Origin of the sequence: Pseudomonas furukawaii (assembly GCF_002355475.1) — a bacterium.
Taxonomy (GTDB): Bacteria; Pseudomonadota; Gammaproteobacteria; order Pseudomonadales; family Pseudomonadaceae; genus Metapseudomonas; species Metapseudomonas furukawaii.
The window spans coordinates 5834600-5847537 of record NZ_AP014862.1 but is presented as its reverse complement, the minus strand read 5'-3'; the positions used below and the strand labels follow the sequence as shown (position 1 = coordinate 5847537).

At 66.7% G+C, this 12938-nt stretch carries 14 protein-coding genes and 1 tRNA gene; 7 read left to right on the top strand and 8 right to left on the bottom strand.

What is annotated here, in order from left to right; genetic code table 11:
• Positions 1-119: 119 nt before the first annotated feature.
• From KF707C_RS27050 to panM, 5 genes are all read right to left on the bottom strand, one after another.
• Positions 120-195 (bottom strand) — tRNA-Phe (locus KF707C_RS27050).
• Positions 196-271: 76 nt separating this feature from the next.
• Positions 272-544: an oxidative damage protection protein gene (locus KF707C_RS27045; RefSeq protein ID WP_003453382.1), complete on the bottom strand. Its 273-nt coding sequence runs from the start codon at positions 542-544 to the stop codon at positions 272-274.
• Positions 544-1608: an A/G-specific adenine glycosylase gene (gene mutY / locus KF707C_RS27040; RefSeq protein WP_003453380.1), complete on the bottom strand. Its 1065-nt coding sequence runs from the start codon at positions 1606-1608 to the stop codon at positions 544-546. The genes KF707C_RS27045 and mutY overlap by 1 nt, the downstream gene beginning before the upstream one ends.
• On the bottom strand, positions 1605-3827 hold the full coding sequence (locus tag KF707C_RS27035; protein ID WP_003453378.1) for an AsmA family protein: 2223 nt from the start codon (positions 3825-3827) through the stop codon (positions 1605-1607). The genes mutY and KF707C_RS27035 overlap by 4 nt, the downstream gene beginning before the upstream one ends.
• A gap of 153 nt (positions 3828-3980) precedes the next feature.
• Positions 3981-4379, bottom strand: a complete 399-nt coding sequence (gene panM / locus KF707C_RS27030) for an aspartate 1-decarboxylase autocleavage activator PanM (protein ID WP_003453376.1) — start codon at positions 4377-4379, stop codon at positions 3981-3983.
• 129 nt (positions 4380-4508) lie between these two features.
• Between panM and hisB the strand changes: the two genes are divergently transcribed.
• The 7 genes from hisB (at position 4509) to KF707C_RS26995 (ending at position 9415) form a co-directional block, all read left to right on the top strand.
• Positions 4509-5102, top strand: coding sequence for an imidazoleglycerol-phosphate dehydratase HisB (hisB, locus tag KF707C_RS27025; protein WP_036993252.1), 594 nt, complete (start codon positions 4509-4511; stop codon positions 5100-5102).
• Entirely contained in the window at positions 5102-5740 is a 639-nt protein-coding gene (gene hisH / locus KF707C_RS27020; protein WP_003453372.1) for an imidazole glycerol phosphate synthase subunit HisH, read from the top strand. The genes hisB and hisH overlap by 1 nt, the downstream gene beginning before the upstream one ends.
• Positions 5741-5744: 4 nt before the next feature.
• Complete coding sequence (locus KF707C_RS27015) at positions 5745-6002, top strand: DUF2164 domain-containing protein (protein WP_003453371.1); 258 nt, start codon at positions 5745-5747, stop codon at positions 6000-6002.
• 40 nt (positions 6003-6042) lie between these two features.
• A complete protein-coding gene (gene hisA / locus KF707C_RS27010) occupies positions 6043-6780 on the top strand; it encodes a 1-(5-phosphoribosyl)-5-[(5-phosphoribosylamino)methylideneamino]imidazole-4-carboxamide isomerase (RefSeq protein ID WP_003453369.1) in 738 nt (245 codons plus the stop codon).
• A 111-nt stretch (positions 6781-6891) separates the two neighbouring features.
• Complete coding sequence (hisF, locus tag KF707C_RS27005; protein WP_003453367.1) at positions 6892-7662, top strand: imidazole glycerol phosphate synthase subunit HisF; 771 nt, start codon at positions 6892-6894, stop codon at positions 7660-7662.
• Positions 7663-7796: 134 nt separating this feature from the next.
• Positions 7797-8552 (top strand): substrate-binding periplasmic protein, encoded by a 756-nt coding sequence (locus KF707C_RS27000; protein ID WP_003453364.1) that lies wholly within the window; start codon positions 7797-7799, stop codon positions 8550-8552.
• Positions 8553-8659: 107 nt separating this feature from the next.
• Positions 8660-9415: a substrate-binding periplasmic protein gene (locus KF707C_RS26995; RefSeq protein WP_036993250.1), complete on the top strand. Its 756-nt coding sequence runs from the start codon at positions 8660-8662 to the stop codon at positions 9413-9415.
• A gap of 83 nt (positions 9416-9498) precedes the next feature.
• Here KF707C_RS26995 and KF707C_RS26990 read toward each other — a convergent pair whose 3' ends face one another.
• From KF707C_RS26990 to KF707C_RS26980, 3 genes are read right to left on the bottom strand one after another with little or no spacing between them, the layout of a single operon-like run.
• Entirely contained in the window at positions 9499-10221 is a 723-nt protein-coding gene (locus KF707C_RS26990; protein ID WP_051050747.1) for a divergent polysaccharide deacetylase family protein, read from the bottom strand.
• A gap of 44 nt (positions 10222-10265) precedes the next feature.
• On the bottom strand, positions 10266-11582 hold the full coding sequence (locus tag KF707C_RS26985; RefSeq protein WP_003453359.1) for a S41 family peptidase: 1317 nt from the start codon (positions 11580-11582) through the stop codon (positions 10266-10268).
• A 31-nt stretch (positions 11583-11613) separates the two neighbouring features.
• Positions 11614-12888, bottom strand: a complete 1275-nt coding sequence (locus tag KF707C_RS26980; RefSeq protein WP_003453357.1) for a murein hydrolase activator EnvC family protein — start codon at positions 12886-12888, stop codon at positions 11614-11616.
• Positions 12889-12938: the final 50 nt, after the last annotated feature.

The window sequence follows — 12938 nt, the reverse complement described above, 5'->3', positions numbered from 1 at the left end:
TGAGAGGCCGATGGAGGGGGCAAATCGTGGTGCAGGGCCATGCGCTTTGTCCGGCGCCGCCTGCGAGCGCCGAAAACAAAAAGCCCCAGCGCTTGGCTGGGGCTTCTTGACGGTATTAGTGGTGCCCAGGGACGGAATCGAACCGCCGACACGGGGATTTTCAATCCCCTGCTCTACCGACTGAGCTACCTGGGCAACGGGGCGCTATTAGACGGATTTGCCGGCCCCTCGTCAACACCCTTCTGAAAAAAAATTTAGTTATTACGGGCGGTTACGCGCTTGGGGGCACATAGCCCTCGGCCTGGGCGTATTCCTCGCCGGAGAGGAACTTGTCCATTTCGGCCTGGAGGAACTTGCGGTCCTCGGCGTTCATCATGTTCAGGCGACGCTCGTTGATCAGCATGGTCTGGTGGCTCTGCCATTCATCCCAGGCTTTCTTCGAGACGTTGTTGAAGATGTCCTCGCCCTTGGCGCCCGGGTACGGCGGCCGCTCCAGGCCCGGCAGTTCCTCTTTGAATTTGCGGCACATCACGGTGCGGGTCATCACGAATCTCCTGCGTTCAATGCATCGGCCGCGCGCTTGAGCAATTTCTTCACCGGGGCGGCGAGCCCCAGGCGCGGCGGGGTGGCGAGGTTATACCAGAGCCAGTCGCCCTCGGTCACGGCGGGGGCTTCGCCCTCGACCTCCACCAGCCAGGGCTCGATGGCTAGCTGGAAGTGGCTGAAAGTATGGGTCAGCCCCGGCAGTTCGCGTCGCTCGCCCAGGCGCAGCCCACGTTGGCTGGCAAGCGGCGACAGGGCGTCGAGGTCATCCAGTTCCGGCAGGCTCCAGAGCCCGCCCCAGAGTCCGCTGGACGGGCGGCGATAGAGCAGGATGGCACCGTCGCGGCTGGCCAGCAGCGGCATCAGAGTGCGCTTCTGCGGCAGGGCCTTGCGCGGTTTCGGAGCGGGATAGGCGGTTTCCCGGCCAAGCTGGTGCGCCCGGCAACCGCTCTGCAAGGGGCAGAGCAGGCAGCTGGGCTTGCTGCGGGTACAGAGGGTGGCGCCCAGGTCCATCATCGCCTGGGTGTAGTGGTTGACCCGCACCTGGGGGGTGAAACGCTCGGCCACCTCCCAGAGTTGCCGGGCGACCCTGGGTTCTCCCGGGTAGCCCTCCTGGGCCACGTAACGGGCCAGCACGCGCTTGACGTTGCCGTCGAGGATGGGGGCGCGCAGGCCCATGGAGAGGCTGGCGATGGCGCCGGCGGTGGAGCGGCCGATGCCGGGCAGCTCGGCGAGCCGGTCGACGTCCCGGGGGAATTCGCCGCCGTATTCGGCCACCACCCGCTGCGCCGTCTTCTGCAGGTTGCGGGCCCGGGTGTAGTAGCCCAGGCCGGTCCACAGGTGAAGCACTTCGTCCTCGGGGGCGGCCGCCAGGTCCTGGACCCTGGGCAGGGCCTCCATGAAGCGGTCGAAGTAGCCGAGCACCGTGCTGACCTGGGTCTGCTGCAGCATGATCTCGGAGACCCAGACCCGGTACGGGGTGATGCCCTGTTGCCAGGGCAGGTCCTTGCGTCCGTGGTGGTCGTACCAGTCGAGGACGGCGCTTGAGAACTGCTCGGGCGTCATTGCTTGAACAGCCCTTTAAGCGCGTCCTTGAGTTCCGGGCTGACCTTGTCGCCGAGCTTCTCCTCGAGCTTTTCGCTGAGCTTGTCGCCGGCGAGCCTGGCGGCCACCTTGCCCATGCCGTCCTTGTCCAGGCGGCAGGCCTTGGCGCCCAGCTCCAGCGGGCCGCGGCAGCGCAGGGGCCATTCGATGCCCACGTAGCGCTCGTTCACCTGGCACGCCGGATCCGGCATGTCGCTCTTGTCCCCTTCGATGACGACTCCCAGCCGGTAGTCGAGGCCGAGTACGCGCAGGTCCACCGCACCGTCGCCCTTGACGCTGAGGCCGGGAATGCTGGCGCGCAGGTCCTGGTTGCTGGCGACGCCGTTGTTGAACACCAGGGAGCCCTTGAGCTCGCGGAAGGGGGTCTCGGCACTGCTGCGGGTGCTGGAGAGCGTCTTGCGGTTGAGGGTGGCGATGCCCTGGCAGAGCTGCTGCTCCAGGTTGGCATCCAGCAGCGCGCCATCGTTCAGGACGAAGCTGGCGGTGCCGTTGAGGCCGTCTACCCAGGCCTTCTGGCTGTTGCCGCTGGTGGTGATGTCGGCGGTCAGGTCCAGTTGGCCACGCACGGGCGGCTTCTGGCCCCGGGCCTGGAGGAGTTTCTCCACCGGTACCCGGTTGACGCGCTTCTGGGCCTTGAGCAGCGGAACAGCGGGTCGAACGTCGAGTTGGGCGCTGACGGTGAAGTTGCCGTCGAAGAGGTCGCCGCGCAGCTCCTCCAGCGTCAGCAGGCCGCCCTTGCCCAGGGCCTTGAGGCTGACATCCTCCATGGGCAGCTTGTCGACGCTGAACTGGCCGAGGTCGAGGGTGGCTTCCAGGTCCAGTTTGCGCAGCGGGTCGACCGGCAGCATGGGCGTTTCGCTCCAGGCCAGTTGGGTCGGGGCGTTGGGAAGCGGCGTGGTGCCCTGGCTGGCGGCGGCCACGGTGCCCTTCACTTCGGCCTGGCGAGCGCTCTGGGCGTCCTGCGAGGCCTTGGACTTGGGCGGCAGGTAGCGGTCCAGGTCCAGCTTGTCGCCTTTGAGCTGTATCCGCAGGGCGCGGCTGGCGAAGTCGGCCACGGCGATGCGTCCCGTGTAGGTGCTGCCGTCCAGCTTGAGGTTCAGGCCTTCCAGGGCAAGGCTGTCCGGGCTGCCGGCAAGCCGGGTCACCAGCTCGAACTTCTGCAGGGCGGTGGCGTCGCTCATGGGCGGTAGTTCCACGCCGAGGCCCGTGAGGAAGGCGCGCAGGTCCAGTTTGGCGATGGACAGGCCACCTTCGAGACGGGGCGTCTTGTCCAGATCGCGCAATTTGACGTCGCCCAGGGCGCGCAGCTCGTTGGCGGAGAGCTTCAGGCTGTTCCATTCGGCGACGTTGGCTGCCAGGTCCGCCAGCAACTGGCCCTGGGCGTTGAAGGCGAGGGTCTTGCCTTTGAGCGGTTCGCCGGAGGCTTCGCCGTTGAGCTTGAGGTCTTCCAGCTGGTAGCGCTTGAGCGCGCGCTCGAAGCGCAGGTTGGCGGTGAGCTCGGTCTTGGCGCGCATCACCGGCTGGTTGGTGCCGAAGAAGGCACTCAGTTTGAGGGGGATGCTGGCGCCTTCACGGATGGCGCCGGTGGTCAGTTCGATGCCTTCGGCGCTGAATTGCCGGCCGGACTTGGCGTCGCTGTAGTCGATACGTGCATTGCTCAGGGTCAGGCTGTCGATGTCCAGCTTGATCGGGCGCGCCGGTTCCTCCGCGCCAGTGGGGCGGGGTGCTGCGGTGGGTGCGGCCGAGCGGTTCTCCGGGCCGCCTTCGGGGGACTGGGGCGGGCGGCCGATGTCTTCCCAGTTGCCCTTGCCTTTCTCGTCGCGCTGCAGGTCGAGATTCAGGCCCACGACACGGATGTCGCTCATCTGCACTTCGCGGCGCAGCAGCGGCAGCACCCGCACCGACAGGCCGATCATGTCGAGATCGGCGAAGGGCTTCTCCGGCGTAGCGGGGCTGGCGAGGGTGGCTTGGTGCAGTTCGAGCCCGAGCCAGGGGAACAGGCTCCAGCCGATGTCGCCCTTGAGGGTCAGCTCGAGGTTGGCCTTGTCGCGGGCCAGTTGCTGGATCTCGTCCTTGTAGTCATTCGGGTCGAACAGGTGGGTCAGGGCAAAGCCCGCAGCCACGATGATCAGCAGCAGCCCGAGAAAGATGAGGCCCAGGATTTTTCCGAAGGCTTTCATTGGCCAGTCCTTGTGGTGGGTCGGGTGAATTTGAGGTGCCGAGTATAGCGCCGGGCCATCAGCCATGGCTGCCGCCGGGCGGGGTCGGCGCCTGGGTCAGGGTCTTTGGATGGCGTTTTTCGCCACGGGTTCAGCGCCTTGCGCGGGTGGCGCTCAGAGGCTGTCCAGCGGCAGGTGCAGGCGCGCGGCCAGGGCCTGGCTCTCCAGGTGGCCTGCGGGTGCCGCCAGGCGCAGGGTCGTACCGGCTTCACGGGCCAGGCGTGCGGTTTCTTCCACCAGGCGCCGGCCGACGCCGCGCTGGCGGGTGACCTGGCGCACGCAGAGATGGGACAGCCGCCAGCCCTCGTCGAGGCGCGCGACCAGGGCGGCGCCCAGCAGGCGATCGTTGAAGCGGCCAACCACCAGGCGCTCATCGGCCAGGCCCTGCTGAATCAGCTCGGCGGCGCTGGCATAGGGGGCCAGTAGCCAGTCCGGGGCGTCGGCGTAGATCTTCGCCAGGTCGGCGTGGTCCTGCTCGGAGGGGCTGGAGAGGATCTCGACGGCTACGGGCATGGTGGCTCCTGGTGGCGGTGCGGGCGCGGCCCGGCAGTGTAAACGTCGCCGACCGCCGTCGGTAGCCGCGCCGGGAGGGCGCAGCCTATAATGGCGCTCTTTTTTCGTGAGCCTTTTGTGGAGCTGGTGATGGCCGAACGTACGGCGTCCGTCGAACGCAATACCCTGGAAACCCAGATCAAGGTTTCGATCAACCTGGATGGCACTGGCAAGGCCCGCTTCGATATCGGCGTGCCCTTCCTCGAGCACATGCTTGACCAGATCGCCCGCCATGGCCTGATCGACCTGGACATCGAGTGCAAGGGCGATCTGCATATCGACGATCACCACACTGTGGAAGATGTCGGCATCACCCTCGGCCAGGCCTTCACCCAGGCCATCGGCGACAAGAAGGGCATCGTTCGCTACGGCCATTCCTATGTGCCCCTGGATGAAGCCCTGTCCCGCGTGGTGATCGACTTCTCCGGCCGCCCGGGCCTGCAGATGCATGTGCCCTTCACCCGTGCCACCGTCGGCGGTTTCGACGTGGACCTGTTCCAGGAATTCTTCCAGGGCTTCGTCAACCACGCCCTGGTGACCCTGCACATCGACAACCTGCGTGGTCACAACACCCACCACCAGATCGAGACCGTGTTCAAGGCCTTCGGCCGCGCGCTGCGCATGGCCATCGAGCGCGATCCGCGCATGGCCGGCCAGATGCCCTCCACCAAGGGCGTGCTCTGATGCAGACGGTCGCGGTCATCGATTACGGCATGGGCAACCTGCACTCGGTCGCCAAGGCCCTTGAGCATGTCGGCGCCGGCCGCGTGCTGGTCACCAGCGACGCCAGCGTGATCCGCGAGGCTGACCGCGTGGTCTTCCCCGGTGTAGGCGCCATCCGCGACTGCATGGCCGAGATCCGCCGCCTGGGCTTCGACGAGCTGGTGCGTGAGGTCAGCAAGGATCGTCCGTTCCTCGGCATCTGCGTCGGCATGCAGGCGCTGCTGGAGCACAGCGAGGAGAACGACGGCGTCGACTGCATCGGCCTGTTCCCCGGCCAGGTGCGCTTCTTCGGCAAGGACCTGGTGGAAGACGGCGAGCACCTGAAGGTGCCGCACATGGGCTGGAACGAGGTGCAGCAGAGCGTGGCCCATCCGCTCTGGCACAACATCCCCGACCTGGCGCGCTTCTACTTCGTGCACAGCTACTACATCGAGGCCGGCAATCCCAAGCAGGTGGTCGGTCGCGGCCATTACGGCAAGGACTTCGCCGCCGCGCTGGCCGAGGGCTCGCGCTTCGCCGTGCAGTTCCACCCGGAAAAGAGCCACACCCACGGGCTGCAACTGCTGCAGAACTTCGCCGCCTGGGACGGTCGCTGGTAAGCCCATGAGCCGCGGGAAGAAGGCCCCCAGCCTGCAGCTAGACGCCGCCCAGACCCAGGACGGCGTGCTGGCCATCAAGCGTTTCATGGCCGAGCGCTTCGAGCTGGAACTGGGCGCCTTCGAGGCCGAGGAAGTGCTGGATTTCTTCGCCCGCGAGTTCGCACCGCATTTCTACAACAAGGCGATCTCCGATGTGCAGGCGCACCTGAAGGACAGGTTCGACAGCATCGAGAACGACTTGTGGGCGCTCGAGAAAGCCTGAGCGCCACACCGAATCCACTGACTTCGAGCAGGTTGAACCGATGCTGATTATCCCCGCTATCGATCTGAAGGACGGCGCCTGCGTGCGCCTGCGCCAGGGCCGCATGGAAGACTCCACCGTGTTCTCCGACGACCCGGTGAGCATGGCCGCCAAGTGGGTGGAAGGTGGCTGCCGCCGCCTGCACCTGGTGGACCTCAACGGCGCCTTCGAGGGCAAGCCGGTGAACGGCGAGGTGGTCACCGCCATCGCCAGGCGCTACCCGAACCTGCCGATCCAGATCGGCGGCGGCATCCGTTCCCTGGAAACCATCGAGCACTACGTCAAGGCCGGCGTCAGCTACGTGATCATCGGCACCAAGGCGGTGAAGGAGCCCGAGTTCGTCACCGAGGCCTGCAAGGCCTTCCCGGGCAAGGTGATCGTCGGCCTGGACGCCAAGGACGGGTTCGTCGCCACCGACGGCTGGGCCGAGGTGAGCAGCGTGCAGGCGGTGGACCTGGCCCGCCGCTTCGAGGCCGACGGCGTGTCCGCCATCGTCTATACCGACATCGCCAAGGACGGGATGATGCAGGGCTGCAACGTCGAGGCCACCGCGGCCCTGGCGGCCGCCAGCCGCATCCCGGTGATCGCCTCCGGCGGCATTCACAACCTGGGCGATATCGAGAAGCTGCTGGCCGCCAAGGCCCCCGGCATCATCGGCGCCATCACCGGTCGCGCCATCTACGAAGGCACCCTGGATGTCGCCGAGGCCCAGGCCTTCTGCGACAGCTACAAGGGCTGAACGGGGCGTAGAGTGGGTTGGCCGCCTGGCGGCATGACCCACCGCATGGAGTCATCCGTTGGCGCAACGAGGGGTATCGCTGCGCTCAACCCATCCTACGAGAGCACTGTCATGGCACTGGCCAAACGCATCATCCCCTGCCTCGACGTGGACAACGGCCGCGTGGTGAAGGGCGTCAAGTTCGAGAACATCCGCGATGCCGGCGACCCGGTGGAGATCGCCCGCCGCTACGACGAGCAGGGCGCCGACGAGATCACCTTCCTCGACATCACCGCCAGCGTCGACGGCCGCGACACCACCCTGCACACCGTCGAGCGCATGGCCAGCCAGGTGTTCATCCCGCTGACCGTGGGCGGCGGCGTGCGCACCGTGCAGGACATCCGCAACCTGCTCAACGCCGGTGCCGACAAGGTCTCCATCAACACCGCCGCGGTGTTCACCCCCGAGTTCGTCGGCGAGGCCGCCTCGCGCTTCGGCTCCCAGTGCATCGTGGTGGCCATCGACGCCAAGAGGGTCTCCGCCCCGGGCGAAACCCCGCGCTGGGAGATCTTCACCCATGGCGGTCGCAAACCCACCGGCCTGGATGCCGTGGCCTGGGCGAAGAAGATGGAAGACCTGGGGGCCGGCGAGATCCTCCTCACCAGCATGGACCAGGACGGTGTGAAGAGCGGTTACGACCTGGGCGTTACCCGCGCCATCAGCGAAGCCGTCGGCATCCCGGTGATCGCCTCCGGCGGCGTCGGCAACCTGGAGCACCTGGCGGCCGGTATCCTCGAGGGCAAGGCTGACGCCGTCCTGGCGGCCAGCATCTTCCACTTCGGCGAGTACACCGTGCCGGAAGCCAAGGCCTACCTGGCCAGTCGCGGCATCCTGGTGCGCTGAGCACGATTCTTGCCTCCCCCTGTCCCGGGCTGCTCCGCGTGACGGAATTCGCAGCCTGGGCCGCTGATGTCCGAGCCTCGCGCTGGTGAGGGTAAGCTCAGCGCATTTCCCACGTACCTGGAAGGTAGTCGCCTATGTCGAAACGCCTGCTGCTGGCGCTGGCCGGTACTCTGATGGTGCTGGCCGGCGCCGCCCGCGCCGAAGTGGATGAGCACTACAGCGTGGTTCTCCTGACGGAAAACTTCCCCCCTTACAACATGTCGATCAACGGGAAGAACTTCGCCCAGGAAGACAATATCGACGGCATCGCCGTGGATATCGTCCGCGAAATGTTCAAGCGTGCCGGGGTCAAGTACAGCCTGACCCTGCGTTTCCCCTGGGATCGCATCTACAAGCTGGCGCTGGAAAAGCCCGGCTACGGCGTCTTCGTCACGGCCCGCCTGCCCGAGCGCGAACAATCCTTCAAGTGGGTCGGCCCCATCGGACCGGATGACTGGGTGATGCTGGCGCGGGCCGACAGTCCCATCAGCCTGTCCAGCCTGGACGATGCCCGCCAGTACAAGGTGGGTGCCTACAAGGGCGACGCCATCGCCGAGTACCTGATCCAGCAGAAGCTGGAGCCGGTCACGGCCCTGCGCGACCAGGAGAACGCGAAGAAGCTGGAGAAGGGGCAGATCGATCTCTGGGCCACTGGCGATCCGGCCGGTCGCTACCTGGCCCGGCAGGAAGGCGTCGGCGGCCTGAAGACCGTGCTGCGTTTCAACCAGGCCGAATTGTTCCTGGCGCTGAACAAGGATGTCCCCGATGAAGTGGTGAACAGGCTGCAGGCGTCGCTGGACCAGATGCGCGCCGAGGGCTTCGTCGACGAGATTCTCGACAGCTACCTCTAGGAAGACCCAGACGACCGGCCACGAGCCGGTCGTCCGTCGTGTGGGCGGGGAGCCCGCACGTGCAAGTCGCTTTGCCAAAACCACAAATCCAAGCGAGCGGAATGACCATGCAGAAGCTGATCCAACGTGCCCTCACCCTGGGCTTGATGTGCCTCGCCTTCACGGCTCGCGCCGAATTGCCGGCGGACTACAAGGTGGTGTTGCTCACCGAGAACTTCCCGCCGTTCAACATGGCGGTGGATGATAAGAACTTCGCCCGGGACGATGGCATCGACGGTATCAGCGCCGATATCGTCCGCGAGATGTTCAAGCGTGCCGACATCGGCTACAGCCTGACCCTGCGCTTCCCCTGGGACCGCCTCTACCGCCTGACCCTGGACAAACCCAGCTACGGCCTCTTCTCCACCACCTTCACCGCCGAACGGCAGCCCCTGTTCAAGTGGGTCGGCCCCATCGCCAGGACCGAGTGGGTGCTGCTCGCCGCGCCTGGCAACAACATCGCCGTCAGTGACCTGAAGAGCGCGTCCCAGTACCGCATAGGCGCCTACAAGAACGACGCCGTGAGCCAGCACCTGGAAAGCCAGGGCATGGCTCCGCAGAACGCCCTGCGCGACCAGGAGAACGTGAAGAAACTGATCAAGGGGCAGATCGACCTCTGGGCCACCACCGACCCCGTGGGCCGCTACCTGGCCAAGCAGGAAGGGGTGAGCGGCCTGCAGACCGTGCTGCGCTTCAACAGTGCCGAACTCTACCTGGCGTTCAACAAGGACACCCCTGACGAGGTGGTGGAGCGTCTGCAGAAGGCCCTGGACCAGATGCGTGCTGAAGGCATCGTCGACGAGATCACCCAGAACTACCTGTGAGGCCGGTCGGTCCGGCCCTGTGACTACGGTCCGGGGCCCCTCTCCCATCGGGAGAGGGATGCCGGCAGCGGCGTCATGTCCTGCTAGCGGTAGATCCCCGCCTTGCCATGGGCCGCCATGGCCCGGTTGCCACGCAGGGCGATCAGCATCTCCACGTCGATCAGCTCGAAACCCCGGGCCTTGAGGCGCGGCAGCTCCCGTTCCAGCAGCGCCAGGGTCGCGGGGTGCGGGTGACCGATCATCAGGGCGGAACCCTGCCGTCTGGCCAGTTCCAGGGCGGCATGGAACTGCTTCGCCACCGCAGCCGGGCTCTGGTCGTCATCCAGGAAGATGTCCCGCGACAGGCTCGCCAGGCCGATCTTCTGTGCCTCGGCGGCGGCCACGGTGGCGGCGCTGGTGCGGCTGTCGACGAAAAAGCGGTGGTCCCGCTGCAGGCGCCGCATAAGCCAGGCCATGGCCGGGCGCTGGGCGGTCATGCGGCTACCCATATGGTTGTTCAGCCCTCGGGCGAAAGGCACCCGGCGTAGCGCCGCATCCAGGCGACTTTCCAGCTCGCCTGTGGATAACCCGGGATGCCAGGCGTAGGGGCCACCGGCCGGGTCCATGGGCAAGTGCAGCATCACCGTCTTGCCGGCGGCGTGGGCGGCCACGGCCAATTCACGGGAATGGGGGACATCGGGAAGGATGGACAGGGCGACCGGGCCGGGTAGGCCGAGGACGCGCTGGTCACGGGCGGGCGTCCGGCCCAGGTCATCGATGATCAGCGCCAGGCGCGCGGGTGGCGAGGCCCAGGCACCGGCGGCCATCGCGCCCAGCAGGAGCGACAGCAGCCAGGTGCCCCACTTCACGGTCAGTTCTCGCGGGTGACGTTCAGGCCCTTCAGCAGGTTCAGGGCCTGGCTGAGCTGGAAGTCGTCATCCTGCGGGCGCGGCTCGGCGGCCTTGCGAGTGGCGCTGGGGCGGTCCTCGCCGCCATTGCCGTTGCCCAGGTGCCCGGCGAGGTCGGCTTCCTTGAAGCTCTCGGCATCCTGCTCGCGGGTGACCTTGGCCCGCGCCACCTCGATGTCCGGGACTATGCCCTGGGCCTGGATGGAGCGGCCGTTGGGGGTGTAGTACAGCGCGGTGGTGAGTTTCAGCGCGCGGTCGTTGTTCAGCGGCAGCACGGTCTGCACCGAACCCTTGCCGAAGCTGTCGGTGCCCATCAGCACGCCGCGCTTGTGGTCCTGCAGGGCGCCGGCGACGATCTCCGCCGCCGAGGCGCTGCCGCCGTTGATCAGCACCACCAGCGGAACGCCTTCGCTGGCGTCGGCCGGGTCGGCGGAGAAGCGCAGCTCGGAGTTGGCGATGCGGCCCTTGGTGTAGACGATGAGGCCTTTCCTGAGGAAGTGGTCGGATACCTCCACCGCGGCCTGCAGCACGCCGCCGGGGTTGTTGCGCAGGTCCAGCACCAGGCCGGCGAGCTTCTTGTCGCCGTTGTCCTTGCGCAGCTTGGCCAGGGCCTTGCCCACTTCCTCGCCGGTGTTCACCTGGAACTGGGTGATGCGCAGGTAGCCATAGCTTTTCTCCAGCAACTGGCTCTTCACGCTCTTGACCTTGATGGCGGCGCGCACCAGCTCCACGTCGAAGGGCTTGCCGCCCTCGCGCACCAGGGTCAGGGTGATCTTGCTACCGGCCTTGCCGCGCATCTTGTCCACGGCCTCCATCAGGGAGATGCCCTTGGTGGGCTGGCCGTCGATCTTCACGATCAGGTCGCCGGGCTGGATACCGGCCTTGGAGGCGGGGGTGTCGTCGATGGGCGACACGACCTTGACGAAGCCGTCCTCGGCGCCCACTTCGATCCCCAGGCCGCCGAACTCGCCGCTGGTGCTCTCCTGCAGCTCCTGGAAGTCTTCCGGCTCCAGATAGGCCGAGTGGGGATCGAGGTTGCTCAGCATGCCCTTGATGGCGTTTTCCAGCAGGGTCTTGTCGTCCACCGGCTCGACATAGGCCGACTTGATGCGGTCCAGCACCTCGGCGAAGGTCCGCAGCTCGTCCAGGGGCAGGGGCGCCTTGCCGCTGACCGTGGTGGCGGGGAGATTTGCCGGGTCCTCGGCGGCCAGCGACTGCGAGGCGCCGCCGAGCAGCGCCAGTGCCATGGCCAGGGAGGTGAGGCGGGACAGATGCGGCATGCGAATCAACTCCTAGGAAATGAAGTGGCGCCTATCCTTGGGCGCGGCACCACTGTGCCGGGTCGGTCGGTCGGCCTTGCTGGCGAATGGCGAAGTACAGTGCGGGCGTGTCCTGCCCGCCGCTGTTGCCGACCGTGGCGATGGACTCGCCCGCTTTCACGATATCGCCGGCGCTTTTCAACAGACGCTGGTTATGCCCGTAAAGGCTCAGGTAGCCATTGCCATGATCGAGAATGACCAGAAGCCCGGCGCCGCGCAACCAGTCGGCGAACACCACGCGGCCGCCATGCACGGCGCGAACGGTGGCGCCTTCCGGCGCGCCGATCAGCACGCCATCCCACTTGGCGCGGGAGTCGGTGCCGCGGGCGGAGCCGTAGCGGGCCACCAGGCGACCGTCCACCGGCCAGGGCAGACGCCCGCGGGCCTGGGCGAAGGGGCCGCCGAAGCCGCTGCCGGCGCTGGAGACCATCGGGCCGCTGGCGGCGCGGGCGGTGCCGGTGGCGGGACGGTTGTCCTGCTCGCGTAGCTGGCGCTGCTGCTCGGCCAGGGCGCGCTTGCGTGCTTCCTCGGCCTCGCGGGCTTCCCGCTCCTGGCGGGCCAGGGTTTCCTCGATGGTTTTCAGCACCTTGGCCAGTTGGGCCTGGTCCTGCTGGCGGCTCTTGAGCTTGCGGTCGCGGTCACCCAGGTCCTTGTTCAGCTTGGCCAGGGCCTGCTGGCGCTCGCGGCGCGCGGCGGCCAACTGTTCCCGGCGCTCATCGAGGCTGGCTTTCTGCTCGGTGAGCTGGGCGTTGTGCTCGCCGATCTCGCGTTCGACATTGGCCAGCTGGCGCAGGGTTTCATTGAAGGTGTTGAGCTGCTCGAGGCGAGCCTGGCTCAGGTAGTCGTAGTAGGTGAGGGTGCGGGCGAACTTCTCGGGGTGCTGCTGATTGAGCAGCAGCTTGAGGTATTCCTGCTGGCCGCTCTGGTAGGCGGCGCGTGCCTGGATGCCGATCAGGCGCTGTTGTTCAGCGCGCGCGTCCTGGAGTTTTTTTTTCTCCCCGTCGAGGCGCTGGATCTCGCTCTCGCTGTCTTTCAGCTCCTGCTCCAGGTCCTTGACCTGTTGTTCCAGGTCGCCCATCTCGGTCTCGGTCTTCTTCAGGTCGGCCTGGACGCCGGATTTCTCCTGCTGCAGTTGCTGCAGGAGCTTCTTCAGTTCGGTGATGTCCTTGGCGGCCTGATCCAGCTGCTGCCGGGTTTCGGCGCGCTGGTCGGCCATGACCGGGGTGATCAGGCTGGCGAGGAGGACGAGGGCGAGGGCGCGAAACATGGGGGCTTGGGGCACCGGGGGGAAGGACCGGCCTAGTATGCCCGTGGAGC